This window comes from Trinickia caryophylli (genome assembly GCF_034424545.1).
Lineage (GTDB): Bacteria > Pseudomonadota > Gammaproteobacteria > Burkholderiales > Burkholderiaceae > Trinickia > Trinickia caryophylli.
In genome coordinates, this window is record NZ_CP139970.1 from 3,549,388 (window position 1) to 3,564,761 (window position 15,374).

A 15,374-nucleotide genomic window follows, 5' to 3' on the forward strand; every position below is an offset into this window, starting at 1 on the left:
CGAGCGCTATTCGGGGAGGGCGAAGGAAATGAGCGAGAAAGTCAAGGTCGTTTCTGCAAACTATATGACGCGAGGGTATGTATTAGCTGCATGGCAGGCTCCAGACACCAATCAATCCATCGCCGGTTGGGCGATAGGCGTGAATGGTGTTGGCGCTTCTTTGATGAACTTCGATGTGCAGGACGGCAGCTCGCTTTATTGCGGGTTTCCCTTTCAGGCCAGGACAGGTGTGGCCTACAAGGTGCAGATTACACCTTATGACGGCGATGGGAATTTGATCGATCCACTCGCGTCGGACCCCTTCGACGTCACCGTGGTTCATCAACCTCCAGGATAAGAGGCGGCGAACGTCTCATGCCGGTAGCACATATGGACGGCAGCGCATTCGTTCTTGGCGCTTGCCGGCGCGTGAACGCGTTGCATGCGTTACCTGCTCGACGCCATGGGCGAATCGAGCTTTGCCTGGCGCGCGCCGCAGGCCTGAAAGCGTGAGTCGTTAGAGCCGCCGCCCGACGCGCCCAAGGCGGAGGGGGGCATATGCGATTAGCTGATGAAGGAGAAGATGCCATGACGAACGATGCGAATGAGCCTCATGAGTCGCAGCAAGTCCTAGCCAATATCACGGTTACGAGCATTTCACCGCCGGATGGTTCGAAGTTGCTCGTCAACGTAGTCAATAATTGGTCCGCCAAATTTTCGAACAGCGAGGGCGAAAAGTGGACCTTGACGCAACCGGCGGGCGCCATCGATGCCGACGTATCCGTGGACCCGTCGACCGGCAACGTGAATTCGCAGGAGGATACGGGGCCGGTAACCATCAAGAAGAAGGGCGTGGCCAAAGCCGAGCAGTTCGTGATCGAAGACGATAACGGCGCGTCGGCGTTGGGCTTCACCTATACCTTCGTTACGCGGGTAATCAACCCCCTCTCCTACTCTGGCGAGGTATATGCGGTAGCTCCGTTCAACGGGCAAATCGATACGAATAATGCCGACCAACTGGTCGGGCTCCAGGTCTCGGCCGACGAGGACGGTGCGATCGCCACGAACGTCGAATTGAGTGTTCAGGCCGACGGCAACGCTTTTCTTTACGACGCAAATAAGGCCGAGATCAGGGATGGCAAGCTGAATACGGGAGCTACCGGCACCGCCGTGATCTACGTGGCGAATACCGTTCCGGGAATATTCAAGGTCAACTTCCGTGGCGGGACGGATCAGTACGGAAATCCGCAAGTGGAAGGAAGTCAATCCATTCAGGTCGTGATTGCGGATTCGGATGGTGGCGGCAATCTGACGCCTAGCCCGTATATCGTGGAGATGGGGGGGGGTACTCTGGACCTCGATTCGGTGGGCAGCACGGTAACCGTCAAGATCGACACCTATCCACCGTCTGTGGGCGCCTTCATGCCCGTGGTCATTGTGGTCAACAATGTGCCCGTGGTGAACAGTACCCTGAATACTTTTGCGGAATTCGTTACTGCCGGAATTCCGATTCCGGCGACGCTGCTTACGAAGAATAATAATTTCATATATTACGCTACCTATATCTCCGGGGCAAACGTTCCCGACTACGAATCTGTTCCCCTGGGGCCCTTCGAAACCACGGGCGCGCCTCATAATGAACCGCTCACGGGTGTTTCGCGAACCTACCCGGCCCCGGCACTGGCGCCGAATATCAACATTGTCAACCAATCGGCCATAGCTGGCGGCCTGCCGGTATATATCGATAACAGCGGCGGTATGATCAAAACCGGCGACAAGATCTACGTGATGGGTTATGCCAACGGATGGGATGGCGATGATGCGACGCAGTCACGAGGAACCTCCCCGCGCGGTTATCCTTATCCTTTGACTGTGACGGACCAAAACAAGAATAACCTCACGGTTAATCTCGATCAGGCTCAGTTGAGTAATTTTGGCGATAATGTGAATGGCCGTTCTGGAAACCTGAAGATCGATTATTACGTGCTCGCTGGCGGCGTCGGGCCAAAGCTGTACTCGAAATATAAGGCGGACGGATGGGATTTGCGCACTGCATTTCGCCAGGCGGGGTAAAGGCGTGCGCAACGACGGTTCGGCATTTGAGCCGGACCGTCATATGAGCGGCCAGCACTGTGCCAGGCGAGGCACGCGGCGCGCGTGAGCGCGCCGCACTCGACTTCCCCGGCCGTCAACAAAACATTCTTCGACGTTTCGGCATCGCCGCGCGACCGGATTCCAGGGCGAGCGCGACGAAAGCGGAATCGAGCCAGAAAGAGAGAGATCATGTCAGATTCGAAGCTTCGTTTCGCCTATCCGCAGCCGTTTACCCCGCTTCTCGTCGGCCCTGGCGGGAACAAGGTGACTGTCCAACTGACGCCGCGCGAAGACCAGGCACTGAGGGGGCAGCCCATCCAATGGAAGGTGGAGCCGAGCGGGAGTATCAGTCTGGGTGACGGGCCCCAAACTCAAACGCTGAAGGATGGCACGACCGCCAACTTTCTGAGCGTCCCCGAGCCGGTCGACGACCTCGTGACAGTTTCCGTTTGGGACGGCTCGCAGCCCGACGCCGCGCACTACACCACGCTCTTTCAGTGCGTCGTGCCCAGGGTGTGGGGGAGTATGGACACGAACATCGTGCCCACGACACCGCCGGCGACCACGCCCGGGAGCAATCAATTGATTACCGCGACGGCGACCGTCGTGGACGACAGTAGCGCGCCCGTTCGAGGGCTGCTTTTCTATTGGACCGGATCGCCCGCCACGCCCACTTCGGCGTACCGCGTGCTTCCGCTCGGACTCGAACCGGTAGCCGGTCAGGCCGACGGGTATCCGTGCGTGACCGATGATAGCGGCATGGGGGGACTTGCCTTTGCGAATACCAGGCCCACCATCATATTGCTGGGGATAGCCACGAACACGACGCAGCGATATCTGGTCGCTTTCAGCGATGTGGCCAAGGGCATCGGCAAGTTGCCTCCGCTGATCGTTCCGCTCGGCGACGGCAACGTTCTCGACCTCGACAGTCAGAGCGATCCGCTCGGCGTGCCGATTTTTCTGGATCCGACATTGAGCAGCACCCAGAATTACGTCATGGTCTGGCTCAACGGCGTGATTGCGGCGGTCGGCTATCCCGGCAAGGACTACACGACTACGCCGTTGTACGTGCCGAAGAATTACTTCAAGAATGAGCAGGCTTCCAATCTGATCGGCGCAGTGATCAGCAATGTTGCCGGTAACGGAGGCGACACCGGACTGCTGCAGTTTCCCGCCAAGGGCGATGTGCCTGTGATAGAGCCGCCTCAGAGAATTCGCACGCTCGAAGCGCCGACGCTCGTGCGTGGAGTGGGTGGCGGAGCCGTCAATCAATCGACGCTTTCTGGCGGCCTTCAAATCTGGATTCCCGCATACGATCATATCGACGATGGCGACAAAATCCAGATCAGGATGTATCTGCAAGGCTATTTCGCGGGTACCACCATCAAGCGATACGGTCTCGTTCAAATGGAGGTGACGACGTCGTACGGCGACGTCGACGACGGCTTGCTGGTGGTTGCCAACGAGGCGGACTTCGCCGGTTACGACGTATCGTCGATGGGGGACGTCGGGGTGCTCCAAATCGAATATATCGTGGATGGCGATGAGTATTCGAAGCTCCTGACGCGACCGTTTTCGTACGCGGGACTTGGGGCTCAGCTGTGACAACGCCCGTCGCCGCCGCGAAATCGTCGACTTGCGGAGCGTCTTCACGATGATCGCGAAGAAAATCAAATCGACCGAGGCGAATACGAATATCTCGCTTGCGCGGCGCTGGATCGTCGTTTCCTCAATCGGCTTGACCCATCCCATTTGGGCGGAAGACCGGCTCTTTTTAGGCCGATGCCCATATTAGGCGCCTTCTCGGGAAATCAGAATAAGCAGGTAACAAGAGCATGCGTCCGTCGCAAGGCATCGGTTGTTGAAACGGAGCGCTCACTCGTCACCGAGTAACGATCTGATTCCGAGAAGGAGATAGTTGTGATCAAGAATCTATTTTTGGTTGTCGCTACCATAGCGACGATGGGGCTTGCCGGCTGCGGAGGCGGGGGAGGCGGCATTGGACAGGATCTGTCGCAACCGGGCACGACCTCGCCGCCCACGAGCCTCGAGTACGAACAGAGCGTTGTCTCGTATGCGCGCGACGTGGCAATCCCCGAAAACCACCCGCAAAGCACGGGCGGGGCAATTTCTCACTATTCGATTGCGCCGGCTCTGCCGCAGGGCCTGGTCATCGATCCCGACAGCGGGGTGATCAGTGGTACGCCTACCGTCGTCAGCCCGGCGAGAGGCTATACGGTGACGGGCAGCAACAGCGCCGGATCGGTAACGGCGGCGCTGCGCATCCAAGTCGACGAGACGGTTCAGGCGCCTCAATCGCTTCACTATACGAACCCCGTCGTCGACTATGTGGTGAACCAGCCGATTCAGCCTAACGAGCCGAATCCCGAGGGCGGGGCGGTCTCGAGCTACAGCATCTCGCCGTCACTGCCTGCCGGATTGGATTTCGACACAAGCACAGGCGTGATCAGCGGCACCCCCACGGTGGTTACCGCCGAGCAGAAATACACGGTCACCGCTTTGAACAGTGCGGGCTCGACCAGCGAAGACCTGAAAATCTCGGTTGTGACTTCGCCGGAACCGCCGACGTCGCTGACGTACCAGCAGACGTGGGCAGCCTATGCGATGGACCGGGCGATGTTGCCCAACAGGCCGATTTCGGAGGGGGGGACGGTGACGCACTACACGATTTCTCCCGCTGTGCCGGCCGGCATGACATTCGACGAGAACACGGGTGTAATCAGCGGCACCCCCACCGTTCAGGCGAGCGAGCAGACCTATACCGTCAGCGGTACCAATGCGGCCAGCCAGCAACCGGTTCTCGCGCAGATCCAGATGCAGGTGGTGCCCCAGGGAACGTGGGTTCGCACACCCGGCCAGATGTCGGCCAACCGCAGGTACCCGATGGTCGTCAAACTTTCCAATGGCGATGTCCTCGCGATCGGCGGTGCGAATACGTCGGACAAGACGGTGGACAGGTACGACCCGAACAGCGGGCAGTGGAAGGCCGTTGCTCCGACAGCTGTTGCGCACACGAACGGCGTCTCGGTATTGCTGGACGATGACCGGGTGCTCGTCGCAGGCGGACAACAAGGCGCAACGCCGCAGACTTCGGCGGAACTCTACAACACGAAAACCGATACGTGGACGACGGTTGCCGATGCGATTCCCGGCACCCCCGCCATCAACGGCCGGGCCGGAATTGTCGGTGCCGATAAACGTGTCTACATGGTGGGTGGCTTCGACAGCGCGGGCAATGGGCTCTCTTCGACGGTCATCTACAACCCGGCCGCCACCGGCAATCCCTGGAGCACGGGCCCGAATCTGACGAAGTGCGGAAGCGTCGCGGGGCTGTACAAGCTCAGTAACGACAATCTGCTGGCCGCAGGGGGCATGATGCCGCCGAACGGTTCCTGTACGGCGGGCGCGCTGCAGGTGACGTCCAACGGTTCGGCCCGGCTCGACCCCGCGAGCGGCTCGCCCAGCTGGACGGCGACCGCTGGGCAGATGCCGCAGCAGGCGAGTGGTTTCGGCGCGTTGTCGGTCGGCGATACCGCGATAGCGGTGGGCGGGGTTGCCAATGACCCGCTGGCGGGCTTCAACCAAACCCGGTTGAGCACCATTCAGGAGTTTTCGCCTGCCACGGATTCGTGGACGACGGTGGGTTCGCTGAAAGAGGCGCTTCAGGCTCCGCGCGTCGCATTGCTCGACGACGGTGAGGTTTTGGTCGCGGGCGGCGTGAGCGCCACCGGTGTCCCGGTAGCCGACGCCGAGATCTACGACCCTGCCACGAAGCAGACGAAGATGATTGCGCCGATGACGGCAGCGCGCGGTGCCAACGCCCAGAGCGTGACGTTGAACGACGGCCACGTGCTGGTGACGGGCGGTGACGGCACGAGCTCGGAGCTGTATGTGCAGTAACGTCTGATTCGGCTGATTGTCTACGCTCGGGAGTCCGGCGGGCGCGCATGAATGTGCGCGTCCGCCGGGCTCTTTTCGACAACTGCACTCGGCGCGTGACGCGTGGTGCCCGGTTTCGGTCAGACCACGCAGCGTGCGATATGGAAGCGCATCTCGGGTTCGGAAACCGGGCCGTCGTCGGCGGATCGACGCACGTTGACCGCGGTGCCACTGCCGGCCGGCGCGAGGGTGATGAGCCACGCTTGCCTGCCCACCTCGAGCTGGGTGGCCGTTCCGCCAGCCGTGCGGCGCACCGCGTGCACTCTGTCTTCGAGGCAACTGGCGATCGCCGTGGCCGGACGGCGCGAAGTGAACGCCATGAGCGAATCGGAGCCGCGAGCGGCGGCGGGTGCGCCGCCGGTCTGGGCCGAAGGCGTGGGCGCCGAACCGCAGGCGGTAAGCCCGAGGAGTGTGAATGCGGCGAGAGCGGCGAAAGGTTTGGGCATGTGAGTCCGGCGAACGAAAAGATGCGGAAAAAGCGGCTCTATCGACGAGCGTCGACAGTCTAACCGCGGCGGACCGAAAAGAATTTTCCGAAAAAGGCCGAGAAAACCCCCTATTTGAAGGTTGTGAGGCTGCTCGCTCGCCTCGGAACGTGCGCGGGCGTGGGCGGCATTCGCAAGCAGCACGGGCCCCATTTTCCGAGGTCGGGCGCGTGCCGATAAGCGCCTCGACGAGTTGGCCGCGCCCCGCTCTTCGCGCGAGCGAACATCGTCCGCAAGGGACGGTCATCGCTTTGTAACACCGCCGCCACCATAATCTCCCCGCTTCTCAAAGTAAGCAGACGTTACAAATGCGTGCGGACTTCCACGAGAAAGAGGGGAGCCGGGCGCGAGCCGGTACGGGGAACTTGCTCATGACAATCCGTCATCGCATTACGCTTTTGGTGGTCCTGATGTTCGTCGCCCTGGTGGCGATCGGAGGGTATGCAACCTATCAGGCGCGGCGCAGTGCCGCGGACGTTCGTCAGGTGACGCAAGGGGTGGTGCCGAGCGCACTGGCATCGGCCGATCTGGTCTCCGATGTCAAAGCGGTGCAACTCGCGACGATGACGCTCGTTTATGCGCCGGACGCGAACATGGTCGAGCAGGCCAAAGCGCAGCTCGCCACGAAGGAGGCGGTGCTGCGCCGATCGCTCGATCTTCAGGAAAAGGCAGCGGCGAGCCAGGCCCAGAAGGGGCTCGTCGTGCAGGCGCGCGAGACGCTGGCCAACTATTTCAACGCCATTCGCGACACCGAAAAGATGAAAGCCGATGGCAAGGATGCGCTTGCGCAGGCCTATCTTTTCGCGAACGTCGCTCAGTATCGCGACGAGCTCGAAGGCATCGTCGAGACGATGCGCATCGAGAAGAACCGCCAAAAGGACGAGGCCATCGGGCGCCTGAACGGGATGCTCGCGACGACGACTGTGGCGATCGGCGGCGCGACGGCCGCGGCCATGATGCTGCTCGTCGTCATCGGCGCGCTGCTTTATCGTCAGATCACGCGTCCGCTCAGCAGCATGCAGAAAATGATGAGCGAGATCGCGGCGAACCAGGACTTCACGCGTCGTGTGCCGATCGCGCGTATGGACGAAATCGGCCGCTCCATTGCCGCGTTCAATGAAATGATCGAGCGGATCCAGGAGAGCTCCACGCAGCTCAAGCAAAAGACAGCCGATATCCAGGCGATGTTGCAGAACATGCAACAGGGGATCCTGACCGTCGTCGGCGAGGGCAAGGTCCACGCCGAATACTCGGCCTACCTCGAAGCGATCTTCGAGACGCCCGACATCGCGGGGCGCGACGTGATGGCGCTCGTGTTCGACGACAGCAGCCTCGATGCCGATACCCGTTCGCAAGTCGAGGCGGCCATACATGCCTGCATCGGCGAAGACGCGATCAATTTCGAATTCAATCAGCACTTGCTCGTCAACGAGATCGAAAAGACGGTGGCCGACGGTCGCAGAAAAACGCTTGATCTGAGCTGGTCCGCGATCACGGACGAAACGGACACGGTCATGCGCCTCATGCTGTGCGTGCGCGACGTAACCGAACTGAGGCGCCTTGCTGCCGAAGCGGGCGAGCAAAAGCGTCAGCTCGAGATGATCGGCGAAATCCTCTCGGTCAGTCAGGAAAAATTCCATCAGTTCGTCGAAAGCGCGAAGGGCTTCATTCACGAGAATGAACGGATCATCGGCCAGCACGAGTACGCCACCGATGCGGCCGTGGCGGAACTCTTTCGCAACATGCATACGATCAAAGGCAATGCACGCACTTATGGCCTGCGGCATCTGACGAGCGTGGTGCACGAGGCCGAGCAACGCTACGACGCATTGCGCCGCGGCGGGGCCGCCGAGGGCTGGGACCGGGATGCGTCGATTGCCGAGCTGGCGCGCGTAAAGGCGGCAGTCGAACATTACGAAACGATCAATGCGGTCAATCTCGGCCGCAAGCGCGATCAGCGGCCGGCTGGCGCCGATCGCTATCTCGTGGTGGACCGCGCGCATATCGTGGCGAGCCTGCAGTTGCTGGATGCTGTCGATACCGGCGATGCCGCGCAGTTGCGCAGCATGCGCGAGCATGTGCGGCGCACGCTGTGCCTGCTCGATACGCAGTCGTTCGCCGAGACGCTTTCCGGCATTACCGATTCGCTGCCTTCGCTGGCGAAGGAACTTGGCAAGGCGGCGCCACGCGTGTCGATCGACGACAACGGGTATCGCCTGCGCTCGCAAGTCGGCGAGACGCTTGCGCACGTCTTCACGCACCTGCTGCGCAATGCCGTGGATCACGGCATCGAGACCGTGGACGAACGCGAGGCCGCGGGCAAGCCGGCCGCCGGCACGATCGATCTCGAGGTGGGCGTCGATAAAGGCGAACTGCAGATCGCACTGAGCGACGACGGCCGCGGGCTCGCGCTCGCCCGTATCCGCGCCAAGGCTGAATCGCTGGGCTGGATCGCACCGGGCGAGGCGGTGGCCGACGAAGCCGTGGCGGAGTACGTATTCCGGTCGGGTTTTTCCACGGCACAGGCGGTTACGGAAGTGTCGGGGCGCGGGGTCGGCATGGACGCCGTGCGCGGCATGCTTGCGCGGGAGCTGGGCCGCATCGAACTACGCTTCACCGACGACCGCGTGGGCAGTGCCTACCGGCGCTTCCAGACCATCATCAGGCTGCCCGAATCGTGCATGGTCGACAGCCTCGGGATTTCCGCCGGCCGCCAGTCGGACGACGCGACAAGCGGCTCGCTCGTGTCGTAGCGGCGTGGGTCCTCAAGCTCATCGGGAAGAAACCTTGTTTTTATCGTATGCAATGCCGGCGCTCGCGGGCGCGGTTTTCTCGGCGCTCGCCGCATGGCTTGTCCACCGGCGTGTTTCCGCGCGAATGACGCACAGGTATCGCGATGCACTCGAGCGCGAGCATGGCTCGCTCGTCGAAGCGCAGGCACGTTTTGCCGAAAGCCTGAACGGGCTCCAAACGCGCTGCGCGGAGCACGAGGCGGTGCAATCCGGCTTGCGCGATCAACTCGCTCACGCCGAGAAAGGCGCGGCGGACTTGCGCCTCGCGCTCGATGCGGCCGGCGCGCGCAACGCCGATCTGGTGGCCCACGCGCAGCGGATTGCCGAAGAAGCCGCGCGGCTCAGGCAACTGTCCACGACCTTCGAGCGCTGGCACGAGCAGATGATCTCGCTGATGGCGCAGAACCAGGACATGCATCGCAAGAATCATGAACTCGCGCGTATCGTCAATCATGTGCTGATCGTTTCGCTCAATGCCTCGATCGAGGCCGCGCGGGCCGGCGCGGCGGGGCGCGGGTTTTCGATCGTGGCAAGCGAGGTGCGCACGCTCGCATCGCGCTCGCAGGAGTTGTCGAAGAGTTACCGCGACAGCCTCGACCGCAATGACCTGATCACGACGGCCACGTTTCAGGACATTCAGGCCGGCGGGAAAATGATCACGGCATCGCTGGGTGCCGTCCAGGCGCTGGCGGCGCAATTTCAGTCGAAACTCGAACGGGCGCCCGCGTGATCAGCGAACAGGCGAAAAACAGCTTCACACGCCTTTTCGAAGAGGCGGCACGCTCGCGGCTCGTGGTCGATGCGAGCCATCGCTGTGAGCTTGTCCCGCTGGAGCCTGCGGCGAGCGCGACTTTGCCCGGCGCCGATCTGGTCGTGCTGACGATCGTCTCGATCGACTTTCGGCTGCTGCTGTTGCTGCGCTTCGACGAAGACGAGGCCACGCGGCGCTACTACCTCGGCGATCGTGGCGAACGTTCGTTATCCGAAGCATTCATGGAAGTCGGCAACCTGTGCTGCGGCGCGATCAATCAGCAGCTTGTCGAGACCTTTCCCGATCTCGGGATGTCGACGCCCTATGTGCTGGCGGCCGATTGCCTCGGATATCTGGACGAATTGAGCCCCGCCTGGCTGAGGGGCTGGCGCATCACAGTCGACGAAACGATACAGCTCGCAGCGACGCTTTGCGTCTGCGCCAGCGTGCCGCTCGACTTCGCCGCGAGCTGCGCACCGGCCATGGAAAGCGCGGGCGAACTCGAGCTTTTTTGAGCCGACGGTTGTGGGACTCACGGCTGGCCGCGATCGGAAGCGCATTGAAACGGAACGAAACATGAACGCGAGCAAGCCTGTATCGAAAGTCCTCGTGCTCGAAGACGACCCTGCGCACGTCGCACTGCTGAAACGCTTTTGCGACGAGCACAACCTGATCGGCCTGAAGGTGCGCAAGCAGCGCCTCATGAGCGTGCTGCGTTCGAATCTCGATCTCGGGGCCGTCATTCTGGCGGAGGAGTACGGCGGATCGGTTGCCGAAAGTACGGCCGTGGCCGCGCGTATCGATACGCTGCGTCCCGAGTTGCCGATCATCGTGCGTCGCAACGGGCGCAGCGCGCTGGATGGCCTGCCGCGCTCGCTTGCCGATATTGCATGCGGTGCCTACACGGCAGCCGACATGAGGCCCTTGGCGGCACTTGTCGACAAATACCTGTTCAGCCTCGACTATCCGAACGAACTCGTGCGCGGCATCACGGAAATCACCGAAGCACGCCTTGCCGACTTGTTCAGGCCGCTCTCGGTGAGCTGGGAAACACCCTGCATCGTGCGCGACCGGATCATCGTCGGCGAAGTATTCACGCTGATTGCGCTCGAAAGCGGTTGGTGTCGTGGGTACATGATGTTGCAGGCCGAGGAGGGCCCGCTCGTCGATCTTCTGCACGGTATCGACCTCGGCAATGGCGTGGCCGACTTCCGCGACGTCAATGCACTGCTCGGCGAGTTGACGAATCTGGTGTGGGGAGCATTCAAGGAGCGCTTCTTTCGCGGCGCAAGCCCGGCGGCGGCCAGTGCGCAGGTGCAGGTACCGCTCATCGTCAACCACAAGCACAAATACATCTCTTTCGGCTCGGACAATCCCCAGCTTTCTTTCAAATACCGTCTTACCGACGAGGAGACTGGCGCGTCGGTTGTGCTCGATCAGCGCTTCATTTTCAGCCTCAGCTGGTCACCCGAGGATTTCCCGGGTGAACGCGCCGATGTCGATACGCTTGTCGATGCCGGCGAGCTTGAACTTTTTTGATGGGCAAGGCCTGATAAACGCAAGGAATGACAATGGCAAAGATTCTGGTAGTGGACGACTCGAGCGCGGTGCGCGACGAAGTGGCGGGCTTCTTGCGCAAGAACGGTCTCGAGGTCGATACGGCCGTCGACGGCAAGGACGGCTTGACCAAGGTGAAGTCGAATCCGGGCGTGAGGCTCGTTATCAGCGACGTCAACATGCCGAACATGGACGGCTTGACGATGGTCGAGAAGATCCGGGGCGAACTGTCGAACGCCTCGCTCAACGTAATCATGCTCACGACCGAAAGCAGCCCAGCCATGAAGGAGCGAGGCAAGGCAGCAGGCGTGAAGGGATGGATCGTGAAGCCCTTCAAGGGCGAGGCGGTCATCGAGACGCTGCGCAAGCTCGCGGGCTGACCTGGCGAGGCGCTGCAGCACGCTGCATGCAGCAAAAAGAAAACCCCGAAAGGCGCAAGCCGTTCGGGGTTTCGGTGCGCTCGCGACGTGAAGCCGCAAGCGATGTGTTTGGTGGAGCCGGCGGGAATCGAACCCGCGTCCGCAAATAGTCCACAGCCAGTTCTACATACTTAGTTCTGTCATTTGATTTAACCGCACCGACGCGGACGAACACGCTTCGTTACGGCGAGTCACTAGATTTTTGGCCCCGGCGTCGTGACACCACAGAGGATTAGCTGACGTAAATGACCTCGCTGGTCTTGCGACCCTAGCCCGTCAGCGAGCCAGTGCGAGGCAGGCGGGGTTTAAGCCGCCAGTGCGTACGTGTTGTCGTTCGCAGTTACTTAAGTCCCATTGATTTACGAGGTGACGGGTCCTCGGTATGCCCTGAACTGCTTCATTATCCACGTCGAAACCAGGTCGGCCCCGGACGAAGGGAGGATTATCCCACAGAACCCATATGGTGCGGTGCAGTCGTGAATCAAGCCCGCCCATCAACCTTTTTTTGGGGGACGGACTGCTCGTCCAGCCGGCGACGTCAGGCAAGGCCGCTCAGCAGCCGCTGCAACTGGCCGGGCGAATCCACGATGTGCTGTGCGTGCCACATGGCCGGCGGCAGATCCGTGCCGCAATAGCCATAGGCCGCCGCGACCGTCACCATGCCGGCGGCAAACCCGGCTTGTACGTCGCGCAGGTCGTCGCCGATGTAGACGATCTTTTCCGGCTGCAGCGCCATTTCGTTGGCGGCAAAAAGAAGCGGGGCGGGGTGCGGCTTCGAATGTGGCGTCGTGTCGCCGGCCACGACGCAGCTCGCGCGCTCGGCCAGCCCCAGCGAGGCGACGAGCGGCATCGTGAGCCGCGCCACCTTGTTGGTCACGATTCCCCATCGGATTTCACGGGCGTCGAGCTCCTCGAGCAACTCGCCGATGCCGGGAAAGAGCGCCGTCTCGATACACAGATCAGCCTCGTAGTTGGCGAGGAATTCCTCGCGCATCGACGCGTACTCGTGGTGCTCGGGACCGATGCCGAATGCGCCGCCGATCAGCCCGCGCGCACCGGCCGAGGCAAGCGGACGCAGGTCGTCGAGCGGCACCATGTCGAGCCCCCGATCGACGCGCATCTTGTTGACGGCGGCGGCAAGGTCGGGCGCCGTATCGGCGAGCGTGCCGTCGAGGTCGAAAAGGACCGCCCGGCACACGCTGATCGATGCGAGGCCATCTTCCGGTGCCGGCTGGGGGGTCGTCTGGCTCATATAAAAGAAACGAAAGTTGAGAGTCCGCGGCGGCGACGCGATGCCTCAGCCCTGACGGCGGCAGGCGAACAGGTAGTTGACGCTCGTATCGTCGGACAACATGAAATGCTTGCCGAGCGGGCGGTAGGTGATGCCCTTGATATCGGCGCTCACGAGCCCGGCCGTGCGCGCATAGGCCGCAAGCTCCGATGGGCGGATGAAGCGCGCGTAGTCGTGCGTGCCTTTCGGCAGCATCTGCGCGACGTATTCGGCGCCGACGACCGCGAGCAGATACGACTTGACGTTGCGATTCAGGGTGGAGAAGAACACCCACCCGCCTGGCTTGACGAGCGTGGCACACGCTTGCACGATGGCGGCCGGATCCGGCACGTGCTCGAGCATTTCCATGCAGGTCACGACGTCGTAGCTCGCGGGTTCCCGCGCCGCAAGGGCCTCGGCCGAGATCTCCTCGTATTCGACAGTAATGCCGCTTTCCAGGCTGTGCAGATCCGCCACGCCGAGGGCCTGCGACGAAAGGTCGATGCCTTTCACGAGCGCGCCGAGCCCGGCCATCGACTCGGAGAGAATGCCGCCGCCGCAGCCCACGTCGAGCACGCGCTTGGCCGGAAGATGTGCGTGCGCATCGATCCAGCCGAGGCGCACGGGGTTCAGTTCATGGAGGGGCTTGAATTCCGCGTTTGGATCCCACCAGCGATGAGCGAGATCGCTGAATTTCCGAAGTTCATGGGGATCGGCATTCGTCATAGTGTCGGGCTGAATTGAGATGCTGCGGGTGAGCCCCGAGTATATCGGGGCTCGGGCAACGGCAAAAGTCACGGCTCACGGATCGCGGGCTGGAACCCTTTGCCGGCGCGATGGCGCGCAGATCGGTGAATCATCGGGGGAAATCGCCGCTGCGCGTTATCCTGGGGCTGTATCGATCGGCCGACCGGTCCGCCCAAGTGCACGAGCGGGGATCCGGCGCGAATGAAAAAACCCCGCCGAAGCGGGGTTTCGAGACTGCGTGCGGGTGCGGATTACTGCTGGCTGGCCGGAGCCGGGCCTTGCTGCGTACCGACCACTTCCACTTCCACGCGACGGTTCGGTGCGAGGCAGGCGATGAGCGCCTTGCGGTTCTTCTGGTTGCAATCGGTCTTGACCGGGTTGCGCTTGCCCTTGCCTTCCGTGTAGATCTTGTTGGCGGGAACGCCCTTGCTGACCAGGTAGGCCTTGACGGCTTGCGCACGGCGCAGCGACAGACGGTCGTTGTACTTGTCCGAACCGATCTTGTCCGTGTAGCCCGTGGCGACGACCACTTCCGTGTTCATGCCTTGGACCTTCGTGGCCAGATCGTCGAGCTGTTGCTTGCCAGCCGGCTTCAACACAGCCTTGTCGAAGTCGAACAGGGTATCGGCCTGGTACGTGACCTTCTGGCTGGTGATCGCCGGAGCGACCGGGGCGGCGGGAGCCGGCGGCGTCGGTGCCTGGGCAACCAGCGCGCCGTCGCACTTCGCGTTCGCCGTTGCCGGCGTCCAGAACGCATCGCGCCAGCAAAGCTCGTTCGTGCCGTTCATCCACACGTATTCGCCGGTGCCGTTGACCCAATTGTCATTCGTGGCTTGTCGCGACGCCGGCACGGACTGTGCCGAAGCGGATGCAGCCATTACTGCGGTAGCTGCAATGAACGCGAGCTTTGAAAGTTTATTCATATTTCTCCTCTCGAAATTGAGATTACCGCAGGTTTACTGCGAGCCTGGATGACGAAGACAAGTCATACATTGCTCGAAGTATAACATTGGTGCGGCACAAAAGACGCGCAGCCCTGCGGACACTTCGAGCAGTGTCTAACCAAGTGCGTTGGCATTTTGCCATATCGTTCCCTTCTTACGAAAAAAAAATCCTGCGGCCCGGAGACGCCCGATTCGAATGTGGTGCGTGCACAACACTAGACGGGACGGGCTTCTCCGGGCGGTCGGGCATCGCACGATGCATGCCAGCGGCAGGAGAAAAATCGACTCGCGAAGAGGGCAAAACGGCGCACGGCGCCGCTTGCCCGGGTAAGTCGATGGGGGAGTACGTACGCGCGCCGGGCGGCCCCTGCGGGCG

13 protein-coding genes and 1 other RNA gene are annotated in these 15,374 nt (G+C 61.7%); 9 read left to right on the forward strand and 5 right to left on the reverse strand.

Annotation, left to right across the window (positions count from 1 at the left end; all coding sequences use genetic code 11):
- Nucleotides 1-28: 28 nt before the first annotated feature.
- The 4 genes from U0034_RS16085 to U0034_RS16100 all read left to right on the forward strand — a co-directional run bounded on the left by U0034_RS16085 (nt 29) and on the right by U0034_RS16100 (nt 5,994).
- Nucleotides 29-337 carry a hypothetical protein gene (locus U0034_RS16085; RefSeq protein ID WP_085226683.1) on the forward strand — a complete coding sequence of 103 codons (309 nt, stop codon included), beginning with the start codon at nt 29-31 and terminating at the stop codon, nt 335-337.
- Nucleotides 338-567: 230 nt separating this feature from the next.
- Complete coding sequence (locus U0034_RS16090; RefSeq protein ID WP_085226685.1) at nt 568-2,052, forward strand: hypothetical protein; 1,485 nt, start codon at nt 568-570, stop codon at nt 2,050-2,052.
- 84 nt (nt 2,053-2,136) lie between these two features.
- Entirely contained in the window at nt 2,137-3,678 is a 1,542-nt protein-coding gene (locus U0034_RS16095; protein ID WP_139831134.1) for a hypothetical protein, read from the forward strand.
- Nucleotides 3,679-3,993: 315 nt separating this feature from the next.
- Entirely contained in the window at nt 3,994-5,994 is a 2,001-nt protein-coding gene (locus tag U0034_RS16100; protein ID WP_139831135.1) for an Ig domain-containing protein, read from the forward strand.
- A 119-nt stretch (nt 5,995-6,113) separates the two neighbouring features.
- Here the strand turns inward: U0034_RS16100 and U0034_RS16105 are convergent, their stop codons facing one another.
- Entirely contained in the window at nt 6,114-6,479 is a 366-nt protein-coding gene (locus U0034_RS16105) for a hypothetical protein (protein WP_085226693.1), read from the reverse strand.
- A 410-nt stretch (nt 6,480-6,889) separates the two neighbouring features.
- On the opposite strand from U0034_RS16105, the gene U0034_RS16110 reads away from it, so the two are divergent.
- From U0034_RS16110 to U0034_RS16130, 5 genes are all read left to right on the forward strand, one after another.
- Nucleotides 6,890-9,271 carry a HAMP domain-containing protein gene (locus U0034_RS16110; RefSeq protein WP_085226695.1) on the forward strand — a complete coding sequence of 794 codons (2,382 nt, stop codon included), beginning with the start codon at nt 6,890-6,892 and terminating at the stop codon, nt 9,269-9,271.
- Nucleotides 9,272-9,305: 34 nt separating this feature from the next.
- Nucleotides 9,306-10,040 (forward strand): methyl-accepting chemotaxis protein, encoded by a 735-nt coding sequence (locus tag U0034_RS16115; RefSeq protein WP_102622847.1) that lies wholly within the window; start codon nt 9,306-9,308, stop codon nt 10,038-10,040.
- Nucleotides 10,037-10,576 (forward strand): hypothetical protein, encoded by a 540-nt coding sequence (locus U0034_RS16120; protein WP_085226699.1) that lies wholly within the window; start codon nt 10,037-10,039, stop codon nt 10,574-10,576. The genes U0034_RS16115 and U0034_RS16120 overlap by 4 nt, the downstream gene beginning before the upstream one ends.
- Before the next feature lie 61 nt (nt 10,577-10,637).
- On the forward strand, nt 10,638-11,600 hold the full coding sequence (locus U0034_RS16125; RefSeq protein ID WP_085227238.1) for a chemotaxis protein CheX: 963 nt from the start codon (nt 10,638-10,640) through the stop codon (nt 11,598-11,600).
- A 32-nt stretch (nt 11,601-11,632) separates the two neighbouring features.
- On the forward strand, nt 11,633-11,998 hold the full coding sequence (locus tag U0034_RS16130) for a response regulator (RefSeq protein WP_085226701.1): 366 nt from the start codon (nt 11,633-11,635) through the stop codon (nt 11,996-11,998).
- A 109-nt stretch (nt 11,999-12,107) separates the two neighbouring features.
- Here the strand turns inward: U0034_RS16130 and ssrA are convergent.
- From ssrA to ompA, 4 genes are all read right to left on the reverse strand, one after another.
- Nucleotides 12,108-12,465, reverse strand: a transfer-messenger RNA (tmRNA) gene (gene ssrA / locus U0034_RS16135).
- A gap of 110 nt (nt 12,466-12,575) precedes the next feature.
- Nucleotides 12,576-13,289, reverse strand: coding sequence for an HAD family hydrolase (locus tag U0034_RS16140; protein WP_085226703.1), 714 nt, complete (start codon nt 13,287-13,289; stop codon nt 12,576-12,578).
- A gap of 45 nt (nt 13,290-13,334) precedes the next feature.
- Complete coding sequence (gene ubiG / locus U0034_RS16145) at nt 13,335-14,033, reverse strand: bifunctional 2-polyprenyl-6-hydroxyphenol methylase/3-demethylubiquinol 3-O-methyltransferase UbiG (RefSeq protein ID WP_085226705.1); 699 nt, start codon at nt 14,031-14,033, stop codon at nt 13,335-13,337.
- Between the two features lie 272 nt (nt 14,034-14,305).
- Nucleotides 14,306-14,977, reverse strand: a complete 672-nt coding sequence (gene ompA / locus U0034_RS16150) for an outer membrane protein OmpA (RefSeq protein WP_085226707.1) — start codon at nt 14,975-14,977, stop codon at nt 14,306-14,308.
- Nucleotides 14,978-15,374 lie beyond the last annotated feature (397 nt).